This is a genomic window from Lachnoclostridium sp. Marseille-P6806 (assembly GCF_900625025.1).
Taxonomy (GTDB): Bacteria; Bacillota; Clostridia; order Lachnospirales; family Lachnospiraceae; genus CAG-791.
In genome coordinates this window covers 95,433-116,118 of the sequence record NZ_LR130577.1, presented here as the reverse complement: position 1 = coordinate 116,118, position 20,686 = coordinate 95,433, and the positions used below count along the sequence as shown (strand labels likewise).

Here is a 20,686-nt window from a genome sequence, read left to right as displayed (position 1 = left end):
GGGAAATCGCGCGATGGAAATGATTCGTATGAGCGAACGCGAGATCCGCTGCGCCGATCTGGCATACTGCGCGGCAGCGGAAGGGATGGTTCTTTTGGAGAACAACGGAGCGCTTCCGATCGAGCAAAGCGGCAAAGCAGCGTTGTTCGGTCTTGGAGCAGTCCGGACCGTCAGAAGCGGTACCGGCTCCGGAGACCCTTTCAACGGCGGCCTCTCCGGAGGCGGCCGTGTGGATGTGGATCAGTCCCCGCGTTACCACATTCATATTCTGGATGCCTTTGTGGCAGCGGGCTATGAAGTGACAACAGAGAGGTTCCTGCGCAGACAGGCGGAGCCTTATGACGATGCAAAATCACAGCTTCGTCCCGGCATGGGTACTTTCTTTTTCCCGGAACCCGCGGTAACAGAAGAGATGCTGAGAGAGGGCGGAAAGGGATGTGATACGGCCATTTATGTCATCACGAGAAACTCCGGCGAGGGAGCCGATCGTCATATGTACGGCGGCAGCAAGGAACAGAGAAAGGCCAGAACCATCGGCGATTTTGCGCTCTCCGAAACGGAGGCGGAGAATCTGAAAAAGCTGCGCGGTGCATTCCGGAAGCTGATTGTCGTCCTCAACGTCGGCGGCATTCTGGACACAAAGCAGATTCGCGGAGTGAATCCCGATGCCATTCTTCTCATGAGCTTAGCGGGTCAGGAGGGCGGACGCGCGGTTCGCGATGTGCTGAACGGAACATTCGATCCCAGCGGCAAGCTGACCGACACATGGGCAGAAAATTATGAAGATTATCCTGCATCGAAGACCTTTGGTGATGAGAACAGGGATATTGATCTGGAAAAATATGAGGAGGGCATCTTTGTCGGTTACAGATATTTTGATCTGAAAAAGACGAAGCCGGCGTATCCTTTTGGCTACGGCCTTTCTTACACTTCCTTTGAAGTAGGAGATATAACATTTACATTACAGGGGAGAATTGTAACGCTGCATGCAGCAGTCACCAACGTCGGGAACTGTGCCGGTCGTGAAGTGTGGCAGGTTTACACCAGAATATGCCCGGAGGCAAACGGCATTGTACAGCCTGTCAAGGCGCTGGCAGGTTTTGCGAAGACGAGACTGCTGATGCCCGGCCAGTCGCAGGTTCTGGAAGTAAAGGTGGAGATGGATGATCTGGCAAGCTTTCTGGAGACGAACCAGAGCTACACTCTGCTGGCAGGGAACTATTTGTTCCTGACAGGAACCCGCTCTGACAGGCTGACAGCTGTCTACCGTGTAAAGGTTGAGTCCGATCAGGTGATTTCTTTTGTATCGAAGATTCTTCCGGTAGAATTGCCTTTTGCTGAGCCGGTCAGCTATAACGTAATGACGGCGGATGAGCTTTCCGTTCCGGAGCTTATTTTGAAGAGTGAGGCGGAAACGGCGGATCTTCGTATGCCGGACGTTCCGGTAGCAACGTATCTGACGCCGGATCAGGCAGCTGCCTATGAGACGGTTTTAGACTACGACAGACCGGTGAACACCGGACGAACAGACAAAATCATGTTTTCCGGCGTGGCGGCAGGCCGTGCGGCCATGGCGGAGTTTATTGCACAGCTTTCCGATCTGGATCTGGCAAGGATCAATACCGGAACCGGCTGGGGCGTGGCGGATGAAAACAACCCCATTGTCGGTGAGAACTCCGAGTCTGTTCCCGGAGCAGCGGGCGAGACCACGAGAATGCTGGAAGAAGAGTACGGCGTACCCTCCATTATTATGGCGGACGGTCCCGGCGGCGTTCGTGTCCGTCAGGATTTTGAGGCTTTCAATCAAGTGACCGGTCAGAAAGAAACGGTCTGCCACTATGCAACGGCATGGCCGGTAGGAACTCTTCTGGCGCAGAGCTTCGATGAAGAATTGCTGAGAAAGGTCGGCCGGGCCTTTGCAGAGGAAATGAAAGATATCGGTGTCCACATTCTTCTGGGCCCGGGAATGAATATTCACAGAGATCCTCTCTGCGGAAGAAACTTCGAGTACTTCTCCGAGGATCCGCTTGTGACCGGCCTGTGCGGAGCGGCTTTCGTGGAAGGACTTCAGGACGGCACAGTTGTGGGCGGATGCATCAAGCATTATGCAGCCAATAATCAGGAGACCAATCGCAGCGGCGTTGATGAAATCATCTCGCAGAGAGCGCTTCGCGAGATTTATTTGAAAGGATTTGAAATTGCTGTCAAAAAGGCGGCCCCATGGGCCATCATGACCGCTTACAACAAGATCAATCATGTGCCCTGTGCTGACAGCAGAGATCTCTGTAATGTCGCAGCCAGAAATGAATGGGGCTTCAAAGGTCTTATCATGACAGACTGGAATGGCGGCAGTTCCCATGCCAGTGTTTCTATGCATGCGGGCAATGACTTAATCATGCCCGGCGGTCCGTCGAAGCAGAAAGAAATTCTTTTGGCTTATCATCACATCGATCCTGCCTTTGATGAGAGAGGACAGGTTCGAATGACTAAACCGGTCAATGTCATGCCATTTTACGAGGCGGACTGGAACTCCTTTGAAGTATCAGAGTATGGCAGCGATATAGTGACAGCGCCGATCGGTGAAGAACATCACGCGGAAATAAAGGACGGGCAAATCCTTGTTGACGGCGAAGCCATCTTCCGCAAGGCGACTCCCCCTCGCGAAATGTTCAGAAATCACGATGCCTGTCCGTTTTCCACGCCTGTTACGACGGAGGTCGCTTCTCTGTCGGAGGATGGCAGATCCATCATTTATAAGGGTGTCTGGCACGACGAAAAGACCATTACCAGAGGCGACCTGCAGGATTGTGCCATGCACATTCTTGAGATCGTCCGCAGAGCATCATGTGCAGGAGGAGAGCAATAGAGCTCGTTCCGAATAAGCGTCTGGAAAACATAAATTTGGCGGACATTCTTTCATCATAGAGAAGAGAGGCAGCTTGACAAAGTCAGTTTATCCGAATAAACTTTTTATGTGGTTTATCAGAGTAAACTCAAAGAGGAGAAAGCTGTGTTCGACATAGAGCTTGGAGCAGTACAGGAGCGTTTCGCTGATATCGTATGGAGAAATGAGCCTGTCGGATCAGGAGAGCTGGTGAAAATCTGTGAAAAAGAATTGAACTGGAAAAAGCCGACAACGTACACGGTTCTGCGCAAGCTCTGTGAGAAAGGGCTGTTTCAGAATGTGAACGGAATGGTTTCTTCGCTTGTCAGCCGGGAGGCGTTTTATTCATCAAAGAGCGAACAGATCATCGCGGAATCCTATGAGGGTTCTCTGCCGGCTTTCATAGCGGCATTTACATCAAGAAAAAAACTGACCGCGGATGAGGTGAGCGAGATTCAAAGGATGATTGATTCCATTAAGCAAGGGGGATGAGACGGTGAGTACGCTGTTGTTCCTGAAAGTATTGAATCTGTCATGGAATGCCTCTTGGCTTATCATGGCGGTGATCGCGGTGAGGTTCATGTTAAAGAAAGCTCCCCGCTGGATGTCCTGCCTGTTGTGGGGTCTGGTCGCGCTGCGTCTCGTCTGTCCGTTATCTGTTACGAGCGCTTACAGTCTCTTGCCAAGCGCGGAAGTCGTACCGGGCAATATCGCGATGGAGCAGACGCCGCAGATTCATTCCGGCGTCAGGGTGATTGATCATGCGGTAAATCCGGTGATAGGGGACGCATTTGCCGCCGATGCTGCGGCCGGCGGCAATCCGATGCAGGCCGTCATATTCGCAGCAGGTATAATCTGGAGCATCGGGGTTATTTGCTTTCTTCTGTATGCCCTGTTCAGTTATATCCTGCTGAAGAAAAGAGTCAGGGCAGCGGTGCCGGTGCGCGATGGAATCATGGCGTGCGATGAGGTGAAGTCTCCTTTTATTCTGGGGATCATACATCCTGTAATCTATGTGCCGTCAGGGCTTCGCGCCGATACTCTGGATCTGGCGGCAGCGCATGAAAAAACACATCTCAGGAGACATGATCACTGGTGGAAGCCGCTCGGGTTCGGATTATTGGCCGTGTACTGGTTTCATCCGCTTTGCTGGATCGCCTATATCCTGCTTTGCCGGGATATCGAGACAGCCTGTGATGAAAAGGTGATCCGGAACAAAGACCGGGCATATATTGCCGCTTATTCTCAGGCGCTTTTGGACTGCAGCATTCATCGGCGTACAATTGCGGCCTGTCCGCTCGCGTTCGGTGAGATCGGAGTGAAAGAACGCATAAGAGGTGTACTGCGCTATAAAAAGCCGGCGTTCCGGGTAATCCTGAGCGCCGCCGTGCTGTGTGTTATTGTGGCTGTCTGTTTTATGACGAATCCGCAGAATGAGCCGGCGGAAGCGCGTTCTCCGGAGGCAGGAAATGGAATCATCGAACATAAGGAGATGGGAGAGAGCGTAAGTCCCGCCGCAAATCCGTCTGCTTCCGAAGCAGAATGGACAGAGCCGGCAAGTCCCGTGGTGAATCTGTCAGCTTCTGAGGGCGCAGACCCGACGGAGATATTATATGCGGATAAAGACAGGATCATATTCAGCGAATATTATGGCCTTTTTGTATATTCCAAAGAACGAAGAGCGATAACGAACGCCGTGGACTTGGAGCCGATTGGCTGCAGCCGGACGCAAGGCGATGATTTTTGTGAAAAGGCGGTAAGCGCTGACGGAAATACCGTTTATTTACATCCTGCCGGAAGCGGGGATATGTTTGTCTACCGTGTCAGGGATCACAGCCTGAGCCGGGAAATATATGATCTTAAGGGATATGCGCTTCACGGAAATCCGGAGGAAATCAATGGTCTGGACGGAACGGTCGGAACCGTATTTCCCGCAACGGACAGCTGCAATATGTTCTGCACCGGCGGGGCGTGCTATAAGATCGGGGAGGGTTCCAATGAAAGGTTCTGGACGCTGATCAGTCAATTCGGAGTGTATGTCGCAGAGGGGGATATGGTTTTTGCATACAAAAAGGAATTGACAGGCCGAAGCCCGAATGCCAGATACGATATAAAGTACACCGTTCTGACAAATAATCCGGATTTGACATTTGAAGAGGTGGACAGGAGCTTTTACAGCAGTGATTCTTCCGATTGGCTGACTGGCAGTATGGTTATCGGCATGGAAGTGATGGATGGCGCAAACGGGCGGTAGTACACCGGCAGAAGCGCGGGGTGTGCAGCGTCCGTCAGACGGAGTATACTGAGTGTGCACCATATTACGGAAGGACAGGAGGAAAAGTTTGAAAGTCCTGCTGATGCAGTCCTTTCAAACTCCGACATCGGTGCGGGGCACCGAGTCGCAGATTGCATCGGCGAATCTGAAATTCGCCTCGCGGAAAAGAGGTAATTATGAAAAAAATAAAGCAGGTCGGGAAGCTCGCGGCAGTGTGCTGTGCGTTATTCCTTGGAATTTTTGCCACAGCTTGCGGGTCGGGAGCTTCCGGTAAGGAGGCGTTAACGGCGGCGTCCGACGAGGCCCCTGTCACGGAGGAGGCTTCGGCAGAGACGCCGGCAAAGGCGCCGGAAGAGCCGGAGAAGAAGCTGACGGCGGAAGAGCTTGCCGGCCAGACGATACAGAAAATGAGCGAAGTCAGGGAAGTCTCCCAGTCTGTGACGCTGGATCTGAAAGCGACCATAGACTCCGGAGAAGAAAGCGCGGAGCTGTCCATGGGCATGGAGCTTGCCATTGATCTGAATCAGGAGCCGCTCGTTACACATACAAACGGTACGGTTAGGCTCTCGGTGCTGGGACAGGATCAGGAAACGAAAATCGAGATGTATTCTGTCGAGGAGGATGGAAAATATAATCTTTATACCTCGGACGGGACGACCTGGACCGGCACGCAGGCGGATATTCCGAAGGACAGCAGTCTGTATTCCCGCACCGTCTATGAGGCGATTGCGGACGGCGGGACAGATGCCGTTCTAGAGGATGAGACAAAAACGGTCAATGGGAAAGATGCCTATGTGATCCGTGTCACTCTGACCGGAGAGTTTCTGCAGGACGCCCTGCAGCAGGTGAACTCTGCGCTGAACAATATGTCAGACAACAATATGGATCTTGGCGAGGCCTCCGCACCGGCAGAGCTCTATATCTATGAGGACTCACTGTATCCTGCGGGCCTTGACGTGGATGCTGAGGAGCTGGGGAATGCCATGATCCGTTCCGCCGTCGGAGAGACGGATGAGGATGTGTCGTTCACGATAGGGATCTTTCACATCAGCACGATTCTTGACCGCTTCAACGAGGTGGGAGCGATTCAGATTCCGGAAGAGGTCATGAGCGCGGTATCCGCCGCGGGGCAGTCCGCAGAGGACGCGGATCTCGGCGATGCAAAGTGGCAGGATATGGTTCTGTCCATGGACGGGCAGATATATCAGCTTCCGTTCCCTTATTCCAAGCTCCGGGACAGCTGGAGCTTTGACCTTGCGGATTACGGATATGCCGATGGCTATGTACTGAATCCGGGGGATAAGGTGACCGGAACGATTACGCTGGACAACGACCGGTATGACAAGGTCCGGTTCAACATCGGCTTCATGAATACCGGAGATAAGGTGCAGGATATTTTGGATACCGATGTCTGGTCCTTTACCATGGATATCTCCTCGGCGGACAAGTATCCGGAGGTGATGCTTCCGGACGGCATTACATGGGGATCAACGTCCGAGGATATTCTGAAAGCCTACGGGGAGCCGGAGGAAGAGCCGTTTGTCTCAAAAGAGCTCGGCTATACCGTTTATAACTGGTTTGATGACTTCACCTACAAGCTGAAGCTCACGGTTTATGATGACGGAGGACTGAAAGCAATCTCACTTGAAAATTACGAGCATTGACGAGATGGGAACCCGAGCGCAGTGATGCGCCCAGGTTTTTCCGACGCTTGCAATATGGATATCGCAGAATTGATTCCATGCCCATCTCACCCCCGGTCTTTCTCCGAGATGGCCTGAATGGATTCTGCATATTCGGAGGGCGACATATCGGTAATCACTCGGAACTGTCTGGAAAAATAGCATATGGAGGAGTAACCCAGCTCTGCGGCGATCTGCGAGAACTGCTTGTTGCTCCGGCGGATCAGGGTCTTGGCTTGATCGATCTTCATTTCATGGAAGTACCGCATCACGCCGTGGCCCGTTTTTTTATGAAAGAGAGACAGAAGCTGTGAGCGGCCGATGAGGTTATCGCGGCAGATCTGTTCGATCGAGGGGGACTCGTGAAGATGGCCCTCGAGGTAGTTATGAATCTTCTCGAACTGCAGGTCGGCATCGTTGATGGCGGTGGATTTGGAGGGCAGGCGATGCGCCGGCCTGCGGACCGCTTCCATCCGGGTGCGGCGCATCAGATGGATGAGAAAGGAGGTGAGGGACAGGAGGATCATCTGCTGGGAGCCCTCTTCCTGATCCTCGCGCATTTCAAGGTGATCGGAATAAGGGTCATCCAGCCGGCCCGAGAAGCAGTTTCTCGCCTCTCTGATCACACTGGCCAGAATCGTCCGCTCCTCCTGATTGATTTTCAGGACTTTTCTGCGGAAATAGTCCATTGCGGGAGAGGGACAGTCGAACGCAATCACGATAAGGTTCGGCGTGGAATGCGGGGAGGTATGGACATCATGAAATTCCATCGGCTCGTGGAATGCAATCTCGTCCTTGTGCAGGACGATTTTTTTGCTTCCTGCGGTGATGTCGACATCGCCGCGGTCGACGCAGATGAACTCCCAGAAATTATGAACCTCGCCCTCAAAGGAAAAGTTTCTTTTGTACTCGTAGTAGTGAACCGAGATGAGAGCGCGAATCTCAATGATGCGCTCAAGCTCCGTCATCCGATAAGGCAGAATTATCATAAATGTGCTCCGGCGCCGTGCGTTTTGCTGCAATGTGCATAAATAAAAAATCCTTATGTATAAATAATACGAACAATCGTGCAAATACGCAAGGGACGGCAGGGTAAAATGGAAACAGGAAAAATACATGCAAAAATGTATCCTTTTATTGAATAAGAGGGTACGTCTGTTCAGGCAGACAGCGTTCCCGGAGGCGCGGAATATGATAAAATTCGGAACAGGCGGCTGGCGCGCCGTCATCGGAGACGGTTTTACGAAATACAATCTTCAGCTGCTTGCGGCGGCCATGTCCCACAAGATGAAAGCCGAACGGGTCGATGATCAGGGAATTGTCATCGGATATGACCGCAGATTTCTTTCCAAGGAGTCCATGCAGTGGATGGCGGAGGTGTTCGCCGCGAACGGAATCCACACATGGCTGATCAACCGGTCTGCGCCGACGCCTCTCGCCATGTTCTACACGATGGAGCATGATCTTCCTTACGGAATGATGGTCACGGCAAGTCACAATCCGGCCATCTATAACGGCGTCAAGGTGTTTACGCGGGGCGGGAGAGATGCGGATATGGAGGTGACGGCGGATATTGAGAGCTATGCCGGCAGAATCGAAGCACAGCGGCTTGCGGCATACAGACTTGCGGGGGAGAAGCATGACGAGCTGTTCCCGATTCCGTTTCTTCCGTATGCAGACGCGGTCAGAGAGGGACTGATCGAGGAGATCTTCCCGATCAATGAATATCTCGACAGCATTCTTTCCGATATCAATACCGCGGCGATCCGCAGGGCGAATTTGCGCGTCGCGCTGGATCCCATGTACGGGGTTTCCGAGACGTCCATCAAGACGCTGCTGATTACGGCAAGGTGCGATGTCGCGACGATTCACGGAAATCACGATACGCTGTTCGGGGGAAAGCTCCCCGCGCCGAATGAAAAGGCCATGAGAGCTCTCAGCGCAACGGTTGTCGACGGCGGCTTCGATATCGGGATTGCCACCGACGGGGATGCGGATCGCATCGGCGTCATCGACAACAATGGCAGGTATCTTTCGCCGAATGATCTTCTGGTCGTTCTGTATTACTATCTTGAAAAATATAAGGGCAGGAAAGGGCCGGCGGTCCGAAATCTCTGCACCACGCATGTTCTGGACCGGCTGGCTGAAATGTTCGGCGAGGCGTGCTATGAGGTTCCGGTCGGCTTCAAATGGATCTCCTCGAAAATGTCGGAGAGCAATGCGCTCATCGGAGGAGAATCCTCCGGAGGGCTTTCCATTCGCGGGCACATTCACGGGAAAGACGGGATCTATGCCGCGGCGCTCCTCGTGGAGATGCTGGCCGTGACCGGGAAGAAGATGAGCGAGATCTTCGACGATATCCGGGAAGTGGTCGGCAGGTCTGTCTTTGTGGAAAACAATTACCGCTTCCGCGCCGAGGATAAGGCGAAGTATCTGCGGATCATCATGGAGGACCGGGCGGTTCCGGAGCTCCCCTATGAAATCGATCATGTTTCCTATATGGACGGCTGCAAGGTGTATTTTGTAAATGGCGGATGGATCTCCATCCGGTTTTCAGGGACAGAGCCGCTGCTGCGCGTTTTCGCTGAGATGCCGACGAGAGAGATGGCGGATGAGGTCTGCGGGATCTATAAGGACTGTCTGAAGCTGGGAGAGGTTTAAGCAAAGGGATGTACACATGAGAGAGCTCAGAGCAGAAAACCTGCGGGAAGCAGCGGCGCATTTTCAATTGGAAGGGGAACCGCAGGCGATTGACAGAAACAATCAGGGACATATCAACGACACCGAAATCATAACCGTGAGCGGGTGCGCGTCAAAGAAACGTTATGTTCTGCAGAGGATCAACATCGATGTTTTTCACCGGCCGGAAGAGCTGATGGAAAACGTCGTGGGGGTCACCGCTTTTTTGAGAGACAGGATCCGGGAATATGGCGGAGATCCGGCGAGGGAGACTCTGACGGTCATTCCTGCAAGGGACGGCAGGGCCTGTTACCGTGACGCGGAGGGGAATTACTGGCGGGCGTATGATTTCATTGAGAATACGCTCTGCTATGACAAGCCGGAGCTTCCGGAGCAGTTCGGGCAGAGCGGAGAGCTTTTCGGCCGCTTCCAGAATCTTCTGCGCGATTACCCTGCGGAAACGCTGTATGACACGATTCCGGATTTCCACAACACCGCCGTCAGGTACAGGGATTTTCTTGCCGCGGTGGAACAGGATCCCGTGGGGCGGGCGGCGGATGTCGGGGAGGAGATTCGTTTCCTGACGGAGCGCTTCCACTATGCGGAGGAGCTGCAGAACACGTCCATGCGACGCAGGGTGTGCCACAACGACACGAAGCTCAGCAATGTGCTTTTTGATAAGGACAGCAAAAAGGCGCTCTGCGTCATTGATCTCGATACGATCATGCCGGGCTATGTCATCATGGATTTCGGGGATGCGATCCGCTTCGGCGCCTCGACCGCCGCGGAGGATGAAAAGGACCTTGACAAGGTCCATTTTGATAAAAAGCTGTACGATCTTTTTCTCGCCGGGTTTCTGAAAGGCTGTGGGGATGCCCTGACGCAGGAAGAGATCCGGATGCTTCCGGAGGGGAGCAAAATCATTACCTATGAGCAGGCGCTCCGGTTCCTTGGAGATTATCTTCTGGGGGATGTGTATTATAAGACAGACCATGCGACGCACAACCTTGAGAGAGCCAGAACGCAGATTCGGCTCGTCGGAGAGATGGAACAGGAGTTTGTTCACATTTTCACCATCCGATGATGTATCGGAGGTAACAAAGAAGGGAGAAAATTATGAAAAAGAAACCGTTTATTGCACTTGCTGCATCCGCAGCGATGGCCGCGGGGCTTCTTGCCGGCTGCGGGGGCACCGGCAAGACAGCGCAGGAATCCTCCGGTGCAGCCTCTGCGGAAACGCCGGCAGCCGAAGCCGCAGACGGCGAAGCGCAGACGCTTACCCTCTGGCTTCCCCCTTTTGCCGGAACCGATGGAGAAATCACGGATCTTGATTTCTGGACCGAAAAGGCGGCTGCTTTTGAAGCAGAAAACAACTGTAAGGTATCTATCGAGATCACGCCATGGGACGGATACGAAGAGAAGTATCTCACGGGGAGCACCTCGGACGACGGCCCGGACGTGGGATATCTCTATATGGAAATGTTTTATGACTATATAAACAACGGCATGATTGCGGATGTCGATTCGTATTTTACCGATGAGGAAAAGGCAAATTACAAGTATTACAGCCTTGGAAATATTCAGGGCGGTCAGTACGGTCTTCCCTTTGTGGTCGGGAATCCCCGTGTTCTGATTGCTAACATGGATATCCTTGGCGAGGCGGGAATCGACAAGGTTCCGGCGACATGGGAAGAGCTTGAGACAGTCGGCAAGGCAATTCTTGAAAAGTGCGATGGCGTTTCGCCGCTCATGCAGGACTGGGGCAATCCGCATTACGGTTCCCTGAATGAGATCTACTGGCCTTTCTTCTGGGGGGCGGGCGCTTCGATCGTCGATGAGGAGGGCAATCTGACCATCGACACCAAGGAGGGTCTGGAAGCGACCGAGTATCTTATGAAGCTGAAGGAGGAGGGCATCATTCCGGCGTCTGCCACCTCCAACGATGATTCGCTCACCTCGTTTAAGAACGGCGAGGCCGCGATGATTTACTGCGCAACCTCCAATGCCCTTAAGATCGACGGCGTCAACTGGGATTATGCGCCGGTTATCAAGGGCCCCGCAGGAGATCAGTCCAAAACCTTTGTTGCGGCGGACTGCCTTGTGATGTTTGAGAAGTGTCAGAACAAGGAGCTTGCGGCGAAGCTGATGAAGTATCTTTCCAGCGCAGAGGTGATGGCGGACTTCCATAAGAGAGTTTCCCAGCAGCCTGCCATTACCGAGGACGACAGCTATACCGGCGAGAACAACAAGTTTGACGACATGTTCGCCAATTATAGCGACAATATGCAGTCCCTCCCGGTATTTGCGAATGCTTCCGGCATGTACGACTCCCTTTTCAAGAACCTGCAGTCCATGATGCTCGGGGAGATGGAGCCGGCGGCTGTTCTCTCCGAAACAACAACGTATTATAATGAGAATCTAAAATAAGTTTATGCCATCGTTCTGAAAGAGAAGTTCTTTCCTGAACGGAGAAAGGCTTGCAGAATGCAGGGGCATGCAGCGGCGCTGCCGATGTGTGTCCCTGCTGCGGCTTAGAGGAGACATAACCGTGACCAGAAAAAAGAGACAGGCCTTGTATGGAGTGCTGTATATTCTTCCGAGCCTGATTCTGCTGATAATGTATGCGATCATTCCGATTTTTATGACGCTGTATTTCAGCATGACCGATTACAACATGATGAAAGCGCCGGCCTTTGTCGGAATCAGCAATTTTCTGAAAGCCTTTAAGGACAGCTACGTGCGGGCGGCGGCGAAGAATACGCTGGTATATTCGATTATCACAGTCCCGCTCCAGACGATTTTGGCTCTGGTTTTCGCGGCGTTTCTGGCAGTCAAGCTGAAAGACAAGCGCTTCGGCGGATTGTTAAGAAGTCTTATGTTTATTCCCGTCATTGCATCCGGCATCACGGCGGCAACGATCTGGCGCATCATCCTTGCGACGGACGGCGGCATGCTCAACAGCATCCTTGGCATCTTCGGAGGCGCTCCCGTGAACTGGCTTGGCGATACCGGCACCTCTCTGATTTCGGTATGTATCGTCGCCATCTGGAAAAACATCGGATACTTTCTCGTGATCTATTATGCCGGGATCATGGCAATTCCGACGGACCTGTACGAGGCGGCGGAAATCGACGGCGCCACCGCGCTGCAGCAGTTCTTCAGGGTGACGCTTCCTCTTTTGAAATCCATTACCTATCTTGTCGTTACGCTGGGCATTATCTGGTCCTTTCAGGTGTTCGACCTGTCCTATCAGATGACAGGCGGTGGGCCCGGCAAATCAACCGTTACGCTGGTTATGGGAATTTACAACTCGGCATTCAAGCAGAACAAGATGGGGTATGCCTGCTCTCAGGCCATTATTCTCCTCGCTGTCGTGCTGATTGTGAATCTGATTGAGAACCAGTTCTTTAAGGAAAAGGATTGAGGGAAGAGAGATGGGTAATTCTGCATTGACAGACAAGTATGAGCACAGAAGCCGCAGGAAACGCGAATGGACGGTTTTTTCCATCCTCGGTCTGGTTATTCTGGTTCTGTTTGCGGCGATCTGCATCGCGCCGTTTATTTACATGGTTCTGATGTCCTTTACGCAGTCGACGACGGCGACGCTCCAGCTGCGTGAGATACGCCTCACGGACTTCAGCAATTATAACTATGTCTTTCGCAACAACGGGTTTCTGCGATCGCTGTGGAACAGTATCGTTGTTGTTGGCTTTTCCTGCGTCCTGAACTGCATCATCGCCTCCATGGCGGCCTATGGATTTGAGAAGAAACAGTTTCCGGGGAAGGAAAAGCTGTATCTGATCTATCTGGCGACGATGATGATCCCCGGACAGGTCACCATGATTCCGATCTTTCTGATGATGAAAGAGATGAAGCTCCTCAACACCTACTATGCCCTGATCGTATTGATTCTGAATGCCTTTGGCGTGATTCTGATCCGCCAGTTTATGAAAGGAGTGCCGGACGATCTGATTGAGGCGGCGCAGGTTGACGGCTGCCCGGAGTTCAGAATCTACCTGAACGTCGTGGTTCCCCTGATCCGGCCGGTTCTGGTGTCGCTTGTGATCTTCACCTTCGTGACCAGCTGGAATGATTTCATGTGGCCCCTTATCTCCACATCCAAATCCGGGATGTACACGCTTACGGTCGCCTTGTCCCTGCTGAAGACGCAGTATGCGACCAATTACGGTCTTCTTATGGCCGGTGCTGCCGTTTCGTTCGTCTTCCCTTTCGTTATGTACTGCATTCTTCAGAAGCAGTTCGTGGAGGGGATCGCGCTTTCCGGGATTAAGGGGTAGTTAATATGGGATCATTTCGCAACGGAGTATCGTATGCACGCATTTATCGTTTATGTTCTTCCCGATAGGCCGAGGGAGATTTTCCGATATTTTTCTTAAAGCTGTTGCTGAAATAGTATTGATTACTGTATCCGCACTGCGTTGCGATGTCTTTTAACGGCAGCTCAGAGCCTGCCAGTAATTGGCATGCTTTCTGGATGCGAAAGCTATAGATTGTATCATTTATATTCTGACCGGTGAGCTTTTTGTACAGCGCTGACAGATAGGCTTTGCTGACGCCGGCGTCGCGTGCAATATCAGCAAGGCTCAAAGTATTATCCATAAAATTGTGCTCAATGAAAGAGGAGACTTTCTGACATATTTGAGCGTGGTAGGAGTATGTGGAGGTATCCATTTTCTGACATACCTTGCGGCAAAATTCGCAAGTCCAGCTGTATAGCTGCTGATATGTATCAAATTTATCAAATTCACTGTACAGGCCCGCGATGTCATTTTCAAGATCAGTGGAATCCATATTGAGCTCATAGAGAAAGCGCAGTACTTTTCCGACAAGGTTATAGGTCCTTGTAAAAAGGATGCCTTTTGTCGCAGAGGTGGTCAGCAGATCATTGTAATAACCGCCCAGCCATTTTTTGATTTTTTCTTCGTCTTTATTTCCCAGCAATAGAATCAGTTCATCCTCTGTCCGGTCGGAATCAAGAGTCAGTGAAAAAGAATGCTTATCAATATCGTTTGAATCATAAATGGATTCATGGGGAAAACAGAAGCGATATTTCAGAGCATTACTGGCGTTCTCATATGAAACGTGCATTTTCCATATACTGTCTACAATGGTTCCGATTCCTATATTGATATCGAGCAGGGTCCGCGAGGAAAATGCGAGGATATCCTCTGAGCATTTGTGAATAACCTGAAGAAAATGGATGGGATTATTCGTGTTTTGACCAATGTAGCATACGATCTCGTTATAGCGGGTCGTCCAGCAGAACCAGTTATAAATAGAGCATTGTTCCTTCAGCCGGTCGATGGTGCCCAGTATTTCCATCTGGTATTGCATAACGCCGTACACCTTTTCAATATCTGCCGCATTTGCAATTTCAATTTTAATGACATTGTAATGGGAGTAGTCGGTGCGGATGTTAAGGAAGTCTGCATACTGGCCAAGGTGATCCTGAACCTTATCGCCGGCGTTTGTTACCAAATCAATCAGAAATTTTTCCATTAAAACCGGGCGGCTTTGCTCAATAATCCGGCGATTTCGATCCTCCTGATCCATAATCCGGAGGGCGTTTTCTATTTTTTTGCGCAGATAGGCATAGTCGACCGGTTTTTCAATATAGTCATATACACCAATCCGAATGGCTCTTTTGGCATACTCAAATTTATCAAAGGCACTGATCAGAAGAATTTTTACCTGAGGATTGATTATCAACGCCTGCCGGCACATTTCAATCCCGTCCATTTGAGGCATTTCGATATCGGAGATGATAAGATCCACAGGATCTTTTTTCATATCCCTGACGGCTGAACAGCCGTCATTTTCTTTGAACGTGACAAGAGCATTTAATTCGGCCCAGTCGATGCCGGCAGCGATTCCCTCGACAGAAATGTAATTGTCATCGACAATCATTACTTTTTTCATATATTTTGTTCCCTGTATTCATCAATTTGATTCAATGTAATGGTTATCAGAGTGCCTCCGGCATCGGCGCTACAGATTTCAATTTTGCCGTTTCCGTAATTAGGACTGGAAATCCTCCGGTTAACATTACCGATACCGAAATGCTTTGTATAGCTTAAGGAGTTGCTTTTCAGCATTTTCTGAAGCTCCGCGAGCCTGTCGTTTTCAATGCCTTTTCCATTGTCCTGTACCGTGGCGATCACAGTGTCGTCGCCGTAGCGGATGTCTACTGTAATATGTATTTTATCGATGCCCGGTGCGTAGCCGTAATGAATCGAATTTTCGAGGAAGGGCTGCAGCGTGAATTTGCAGATGTAAAAGTTCTCTATTCCATCCTCTGCATGAATTTCCCATGATAAAGTATCATTGTGGCACAGCTTTTCAAGCGCAAGGTAGAGCCGGGATATCTCAAGCTCATCTCTGATCTGAATCATTTCGTCGGATTTGCGCAGGGTAAGACGGTAAAACTGTGTGAGATTCGTGGTCATCTTTGTTGCGATATCAAGCTTTCCGAGAGATATACAGTTATTGATTGTCCCTAAAATATTATAAAGAAAATGCGGATTGATTTGGGATTGGAGCAGCTTGTACCGCAGCTTCTCTTCCGTAAGAGATAACTCGAGGATGGAGTGCATGCTTCTGTTAATGGAATGATTCATTTCTAAAAATGTAACGCCTAATTTATCGAAATCATCATAATCCTTTTCATTGCCGGCAAGCACCAGCTGCTGTTCCTTTTCCTTGGGGAAAGAGTGCCCGAGCCGGAAAGCCTCCATGGCGTCCGAAATCGTAGTCAGCCGTTTGGAAAGGGTGCGCGAAAGGACAATGGTTAGGGCGGCAATACTGGAAGTCGTCAGCAGAAAAATCACGAAAATACTCATGACCAGAACATGAATATTGGAATCGATGTATTCCTGAGGGATTTCTGTGACGTGAAACCATCCATTTGCCAGTTTAATCACGTGATAGTGCGTATGCCCGGATAAAAATTCTGATCCGGAACTTATCAGATGCCGGAAATGATCCCGGGGTATTGCTGAACCGTTAAGAGCTTCATCGGTATGGGCCATAATCTGCCCATCGGAGGAAAGAATATAGCTGGCAATCGATAAATCGGTATAGGTCTGACGCAGTAAGCCGGATAATTCCCGGGGCTGCAGGAAGATGATATAAGCGTAGTCTGTTTTGCCGGTGGTCTGGTCAGTCAATATGCGGGCGCATCCGACGGAATCCGAGGGATTTCTGGAGGAAACAAGCTCCGGCAAAACAATGTCGCTTTGATAAAACCAGAGAGAAGAAATGCCGGAACTGTTTGAAAATGACTGGAATTTCTTCAGATCCTCGATTGAAAAAAAGGTCAGCCCCTCATCGGAGCCGATGCAGTTATCTGGAAGAAAAACAAATATATGCAGAAAATCAAAGGTTGATTTATACAGACTGATATTGTTGCGCACATTCGTGAAGACAGAAAGCTCATCTGAAATGTCTCCTTGTGATTGATTCAAAGTATACATGTCGTACTGGAGGGTGTCCGCAACCGTCTCTACCTGTCTGATCCGATCATTGAGCTGGGAATTCAGAAGATCATCGGAGCGTATGGTCGTCTGAAGCACACGTTCAACGGCATTGCGATAGGTATAACGATACGATAAAAAGCCCATTGCGATGAGCGGAACCATGCTGCAAAAGATGAAGCTGAGAAAGAGCTTGGATTGAAATTTCAAAAGAAAAATCGGGCGGAATAACTTTTTTTCTTTCATAAAAAATCACCATGCCGAAGCGCTTTATGCGAGCCGCTTCGAGTTTCCTTTATACTATTGTCTCAAAATGATTTTTTCGTTCAAGTCAGACAACTGCAAATCAAAATTTTTCATAAACAGATAGTAATAAATCATATTTTTAATTCCAATTTGCTTTGTTAACCTAAAAATACAAAACAGAGACATCCTGATGACGTGTCGATGGATTAAGGAGGCGGAAATGAAAAAGAAACTGATTGGTTTAGTACTCAGCGGGGCTATGGGAGCCAGTCTGCTTGCCGGCTGCGGAGCATCATCCGGCGGAGCGGCAGCAGGTACAGGAGCTGCGGGAGCAGCAGAAGAAGCAGAGGCGGCCTTGTCTCAGGGAGATGAAGAGTATGACCTTACTCTTTATTCCATTCAGACGACAGACCCCGAGTTTGATCAATGGCTTGCAGACGTTGAAGCCGGAACCGGACTGAACATCAATGTAATTGCAGCGCCTACGGATTCTGATACCCGGCAGCAGAAGATTACGACCATGCTTTCTACGGGGGATTCCAGTGTTGATATCATTGAGATCAATGATGAAATGTCCACGACCTTTAAGAATTCCGGCTGGCTTGTCGGACTGAATGATACTGTCATGACAGAGGATATCCGTGATAAATTTGCGCAGGGTTATGTAAAGCAGATGATCACCAGCAATGATGGAGATATCATTGGCGTGCCCAGCTATGCGGGGTACCTTGCATTCTGGGTAAATCAGGAAATCCTTGACGAGGTTGGGATTGAATCGATTAATACCAAGGAAGATTTCATGAAGTATATGGAAGCTGTCTCTGATGGCAGCAGATATGGATACGGCGGATCATGGGAGAAAACATACGTATTCAATGAAATTGCCCAGTTTGTCAATATGTTCGGCGGCGATTATTATGACTGGACGAACCCGGCGAATAAAGAGGCTATGGAATTCATGCATGATCTTGTTAAGAATGGGTATACACCACTTGATCAGCTGGCAGATAAATATGAGCAGATGAATCCGAAAGCCAATGATGGCAAGTATGGCTGCTGGTTTATGTGGGGGCTTGGAACAGATTATGCAAACGCTGGAATGCTTGGAGAGGATAAGATTCATCAGGCAATGGTTCCCTGCTTATCGGAGGACGGACAGCGATATATCTTTACGGATTCATGGAGCTATGTTCTGAATGCGGCATCTGAGCATCAGGATGCAGCGGTTAAGTTCCTGCAGTTTGCGGCGGGAAAAGACGGGATGGAAGCCGGCTATAAGTATTTTGACCGTTACCCGGCAAGGGCGGATGTTGCGGAAGAGGTTGTTCCGGATACAGACCCGACAAAGGAAATGTATTCTCAATATGCGTCCGAATGTAACGTTATGGGCCGTCCGATGCTTCCTCAGACAATGGAATTCATCAGCGCAATGGGAACCATCTTCCAATCCTATGTGAGAGATGAAATTACAGTGGATGATTTCCTTAAACAGGCGCAGGGATATGTTGAGCAGTATCAGTAATTGACGCGAAACGGATTGATATGGTGGAAGCCGGGGCACATGGTTCATGATGTGCCCCGGCTTTATAAGAGACTGACGGGGAATAGTGTGAAAAATCACGCGGATGCGATGATTTTTGCACACGCTATTTGGGCTTCGGCCTAGAGGATTATAATGAAAAATAAAAAATCAATACTGGCAGCCGCATGGCTTCTGGTAATACCGGTTTTGTCCATCCGTGCATTTACGACGCTTTATCCCATCGCGGCAACGATTCGCAACAGTTTTTTTGATATTAAGCTGCTGCAGGGGAAAAATGAATTTTGCGGAATTAAAAACTATATCTTTGCTTTCAGAGATCCCAAGGTGCTGACAAGTATAGAGTTTACTGTGATTTTTGTGGCCGCGTCTATGATCCTCCACATTATGATGGGAGTCATACTTGCGCTGATTTTGAACATAAAGTTCAAGGGACAGAGGTTTTTAAGAACAATAATTCTTATTCCATGGGCGATGCCTGCCGTTGTAATCGGTATGGCCGCGAAATGGGGTTTTAATAATGACTACGGCCTGATCAATGATCTGATCCGCAGATTCATAAATCCGGATTTTAATTACAGCTGGCTTATTTATAAGAACTCGGCCAGATTTGCAGTAATTGTGATGGATCTCTGGAAAGATCTGCCGTTCTTTGCCATTCTTGTCTTATCAGGACTTCAGTTTATTTCCCACGATATTTATGAGGCGGCCAGAGTGGATGGCGCAAGCGGAATACAGTGCTTTACAAAAATCACATTGCCTCTGATTGCAAAAAATGTAGCGACTCTGACGATTCCTTTTACGCTGTGGAGGCTGACCTCCTTTGATCTAGTATATTCGATGACGTCGGGCGGGCCGGGAGAGGACACGGCTCTCATTGCTTATCGGATCACGATGGAGGCATTCACGAATCTTAATACGGGCTATGCAGCAGCGCTTGCCGTTCTGCTGTTTATTGTAATGCTCATATTTACGTCATTGAATATGCGGCTCCAGACAAAAATGGCTGATTAAAGGAGACCATACAGAATGAATAATACAAAGTACAAAATTTATACGATCGGTGTACGAGCCGGGAAATGGATTCTTGCAGCAATTGTTGCACTAGTGGTCCTTGTTCCGGTCTACTGGATTTTTATTTCTTCCATCACATCACCCGGGGAACTGTTCAAATCACCGATCGACTACCTGCCGGATCATCCCACGCTGGAAAGCTATCGGTTCCTGATTGATAATGTCGGCCTGATGGATAAAATAAAGAACACTGCAATTATTATCGGATTTACACTGGTGATCAGTACGCTGGTATGTGTGCTTGGCGCATATTCATTTTGCCGATTTGCTAAGAATAAAGGAATCAGTCTTGTATTTGGCTTTATTGTCGCAACGATGTTGATACCAGAGGTTGTGACGGCTCGTCCGCTCTATGAATTCATGCAAAAGGCCGGGCTTTATGATACGTTTCCGGGTCTGATCATTCTTTATATAAGCAGTGTGATTCCGTTTTCGGTATTGATTCTCAGAAACTTTGTGGGAGAGATCCCTGAATCATTGGAAGAGGCCGCATCGATTGACGGCGCAAGCTTCATTCAAAGATTATTTTTCGTTGTGATTCCTCTTATGAAACCGGCCATTGCGACAGTATGTATCATCAACTTTATTAACTGTCTTAATAATTTTTTTACGCCGTTATATTATTCAAATGGAATACAGGTACTGTCGGTAGCCATTGTGCAGCTTCCGCTTCGCGATAATATGTATGGTGTTCCGTGGGATCTGACAAGTGCAATGGGATGGATTATTCTTCTTCCTATTATCATCTTTGTTGCAATTTTTGAGAAACAGATCATGGACGGCATTATGGCGGGCGGTGTCAAAGAGTAAGCC

Annotated in this window: 15 protein-coding genes; 12 read left to right on the top strand and 3 right to left on the bottom strand. The window is 49.8% G+C overall.

Annotation, left to right across the window (positions count from 1 at the left end; translation table 11 throughout):
* The first annotated feature begins 13 nt into the window (after positions 1-13).
* From E0E20_RS06095 to E0E20_RS06080, 4 genes are all read left to right on the top strand, one after another.
* Positions 14-2,866, top strand: a complete 2,853-nt coding sequence (locus E0E20_RS06095; RefSeq protein WP_130837326.1) for a glycoside hydrolase family 3 protein — start codon at positions 14-16, stop codon at positions 2,864-2,866.
* 144 nt (positions 2,867-3,010) lie between these two features.
* Positions 3,011-3,376, top strand: coding sequence for a BlaI/MecI/CopY family transcriptional regulator (locus tag E0E20_RS06090; protein WP_130837325.1), 366 nt, complete (start codon positions 3,011-3,013; stop codon positions 3,374-3,376).
* A 4-nt stretch (positions 3,377-3,380) separates the two neighbouring features.
* Positions 3,381-5,138 carry a M56 family metallopeptidase gene (locus tag E0E20_RS06085; RefSeq protein ID WP_130837324.1) on the top strand — a complete coding sequence of 586 codons (1,758 nt, stop codon included), beginning with the start codon at positions 3,381-3,383 and terminating at the stop codon, positions 5,136-5,138.
* A gap of 197 nt (positions 5,139-5,335) precedes the next feature.
* Positions 5,336-6,823: a DUF6612 family protein gene (locus E0E20_RS06080; protein WP_130837323.1), complete on the top strand. Its 1,488-nt coding sequence runs from the start codon at positions 5,336-5,338 to the stop codon at positions 6,821-6,823.
* An 86-nt stretch (positions 6,824-6,909) separates the two neighbouring features.
* Here E0E20_RS06080 and E0E20_RS06075 read toward each other — a convergent pair whose 3' ends face one another.
* Complete coding sequence (locus E0E20_RS06075; RefSeq protein ID WP_165444006.1) at positions 6,910-7,830, bottom strand: helix-turn-helix domain-containing protein; 921 nt, start codon at positions 7,828-7,830, stop codon at positions 6,910-6,912.
* A 202-nt stretch (positions 7,831-8,032) separates the two neighbouring features.
* Between E0E20_RS06075 and E0E20_RS06070 the strand changes: the two genes are divergently transcribed.
* The 5 genes from E0E20_RS06070 to E0E20_RS06050 all read left to right on the top strand — a co-directional run bounded on the left by E0E20_RS06070 (position 8,033) and on the right by E0E20_RS06050 (position 13,818).
* Positions 8,033-9,502: a phosphoglucomutase/phosphomannomutase family protein gene (locus E0E20_RS06070; RefSeq protein WP_130837321.1), complete on the top strand. Its 1,470-nt coding sequence runs from the start codon at positions 8,033-8,035 to the stop codon at positions 9,500-9,502.
* A gap of 16 nt (positions 9,503-9,518) precedes the next feature.
* On the top strand, positions 9,519-10,604 hold the full coding sequence (locus tag E0E20_RS06065) for a phosphotransferase enzyme family protein (RefSeq protein WP_130837320.1): 1,086 nt from the start codon (positions 9,519-9,521) through the stop codon (positions 10,602-10,604).
* A 32-nt stretch (positions 10,605-10,636) separates the two neighbouring features.
* Positions 10,637-11,947: an ABC transporter substrate-binding protein gene (locus E0E20_RS06060; protein WP_130837319.1), complete on the top strand. Its 1,311-nt coding sequence runs from the start codon at positions 10,637-10,639 to the stop codon at positions 11,945-11,947.
* Between the two features lie 121 nt (positions 11,948-12,068).
* Positions 12,069-12,944, top strand: a complete 876-nt coding sequence (locus tag E0E20_RS06055) for a carbohydrate ABC transporter permease (protein WP_130837318.1) — start codon at positions 12,069-12,071, stop codon at positions 12,942-12,944.
* Between the two features lie 10 nt (positions 12,945-12,954).
* The gene (locus E0E20_RS06050) at positions 12,955-13,818 is read left to right on the top strand and encodes a carbohydrate ABC transporter permease (protein ID WP_130837317.1); all 864 of its coding nucleotides are present in this window, start codon (positions 12,955-12,957) and stop codon (positions 13,816-13,818) included.
* A 43-nt stretch (positions 13,819-13,861) separates the two neighbouring features.
* Here E0E20_RS06050 and E0E20_RS06045 read toward each other — a convergent pair whose 3' ends face one another.
* Positions 13,862-15,460, bottom strand: a complete 1,599-nt coding sequence (locus E0E20_RS06045; protein ID WP_130837316.1) for a response regulator — start codon at positions 15,458-15,460, stop codon at positions 13,862-13,864.
* Positions 15,457-17,259, bottom strand: a complete 1,803-nt coding sequence (locus tag E0E20_RS06040) for a sensor histidine kinase (RefSeq protein ID WP_130837315.1) — start codon at positions 17,257-17,259, stop codon at positions 15,457-15,459. The genes E0E20_RS06045 and E0E20_RS06040 overlap by 4 nt, the downstream gene beginning before the upstream one ends.
* A 220-nt stretch (positions 17,260-17,479) precedes the next feature.
* Between E0E20_RS06040 and E0E20_RS06035 the strand changes: the two genes are divergently transcribed.
* The 3 genes from E0E20_RS06035 (at position 17,480) to E0E20_RS06025 (ending at position 20,683) form a co-directional block, all read left to right on the top strand.
* Positions 17,480-18,781 (top strand): extracellular solute-binding protein, encoded by a 1,302-nt coding sequence (locus tag E0E20_RS06035; protein WP_130837314.1) that lies wholly within the window; start codon positions 17,480-17,482, stop codon positions 18,779-18,781.
* A 153-nt stretch (positions 18,782-18,934) separates the two neighbouring features.
* Complete coding sequence (locus E0E20_RS06030) at positions 18,935-19,813, top strand: carbohydrate ABC transporter permease (RefSeq protein ID WP_130837313.1); 879 nt, start codon at positions 18,935-18,937, stop codon at positions 19,811-19,813.
* Positions 19,814-19,828: 15 nt separating this feature from the next.
* Positions 19,829-20,683 (top strand): carbohydrate ABC transporter permease, encoded by an 855-nt coding sequence (locus E0E20_RS06025; RefSeq protein WP_130837312.1) that lies wholly within the window; start codon positions 19,829-19,831, stop codon positions 20,681-20,683.
* Positions 20,684-20,686: the final 3 nt, after the last annotated feature.

What these genes read in the sequence shown, in the direction of transcription:
- E0E20_RS06060 (WP_130837319.1), top strand. Translation starts at nt 10,637, where the DNA reads ATGAAAAAGAAACCGTTTATTGCACTTGCTGCATCCGCAGCGATGGCC.
- E0E20_RS06035 (WP_130837314.1), top strand. Translation starts at nt 17,480, where the DNA reads ATGAAAAAGAAACTGATTGGTTTAGTACTCAGCGGGGCTATGGGAGCC.
- E0E20_RS06080 (WP_130837323.1), top strand. Translation starts at nt 5,336, where the DNA reads ATGAAAAAAATAAAGCAGGTCGGGAAGCTCGCGGCAGTGTGCTGTGCG.
- E0E20_RS06065 (WP_130837320.1), top strand. Translation starts at nt 9,519, where the DNA reads ATGAGAGAGCTCAGAGCAGAAAACCTGCGGGAAGCAGCGGCGCATTTT.
- E0E20_RS06075 (WP_165444006.1), bottom strand. Translation starts at nt 7,830, where the DNA reads ATGATAATTCTGCCTTATCGGATGACGGAGCTTGAGCGCATCATTGAG.
- E0E20_RS06040 (WP_130837315.1), bottom strand. Translation starts at nt 17,259, where the DNA reads ATGAAAGAAAAAAAGTTATTCCGCCCGATTTTTCTTTTGAAATTTCAA.
- E0E20_RS06030 (WP_130837313.1), top strand. Translation starts at nt 18,935, where the DNA reads ATGAAAAATAAAAAATCAATACTGGCAGCCGCATGGCTTCTGGTAATA.
- E0E20_RS06045 (WP_130837316.1), bottom strand. Translation starts at nt 15,460, where the DNA reads ATGAAAAAAGTAATGATTGTCGATGACAATTACATTTCTGTCGAGGGA.
- E0E20_RS06095 (WP_130837326.1), top strand. Translation starts at nt 14, where the DNA reads ATGGAAATGATTCGTATGAGCGAACGCGAGATCCGCTGCGCCGATCTG.
- E0E20_RS06025 (WP_130837312.1), top strand. Translation starts at nt 19,829, where the DNA reads ATGAATAATACAAAGTACAAAATTTATACGATCGGTGTACGAGCCGGG.
- E0E20_RS06050 (WP_130837317.1), top strand. Translation starts at nt 12,955, where the DNA reads ATGGGTAATTCTGCATTGACAGACAAGTATGAGCACAGAAGCCGCAGG.
- E0E20_RS06070 (WP_130837321.1), top strand. Translation starts at nt 8,033, where the DNA reads ATGATAAAATTCGGAACAGGCGGCTGGCGCGCCGTCATCGGAGACGGT.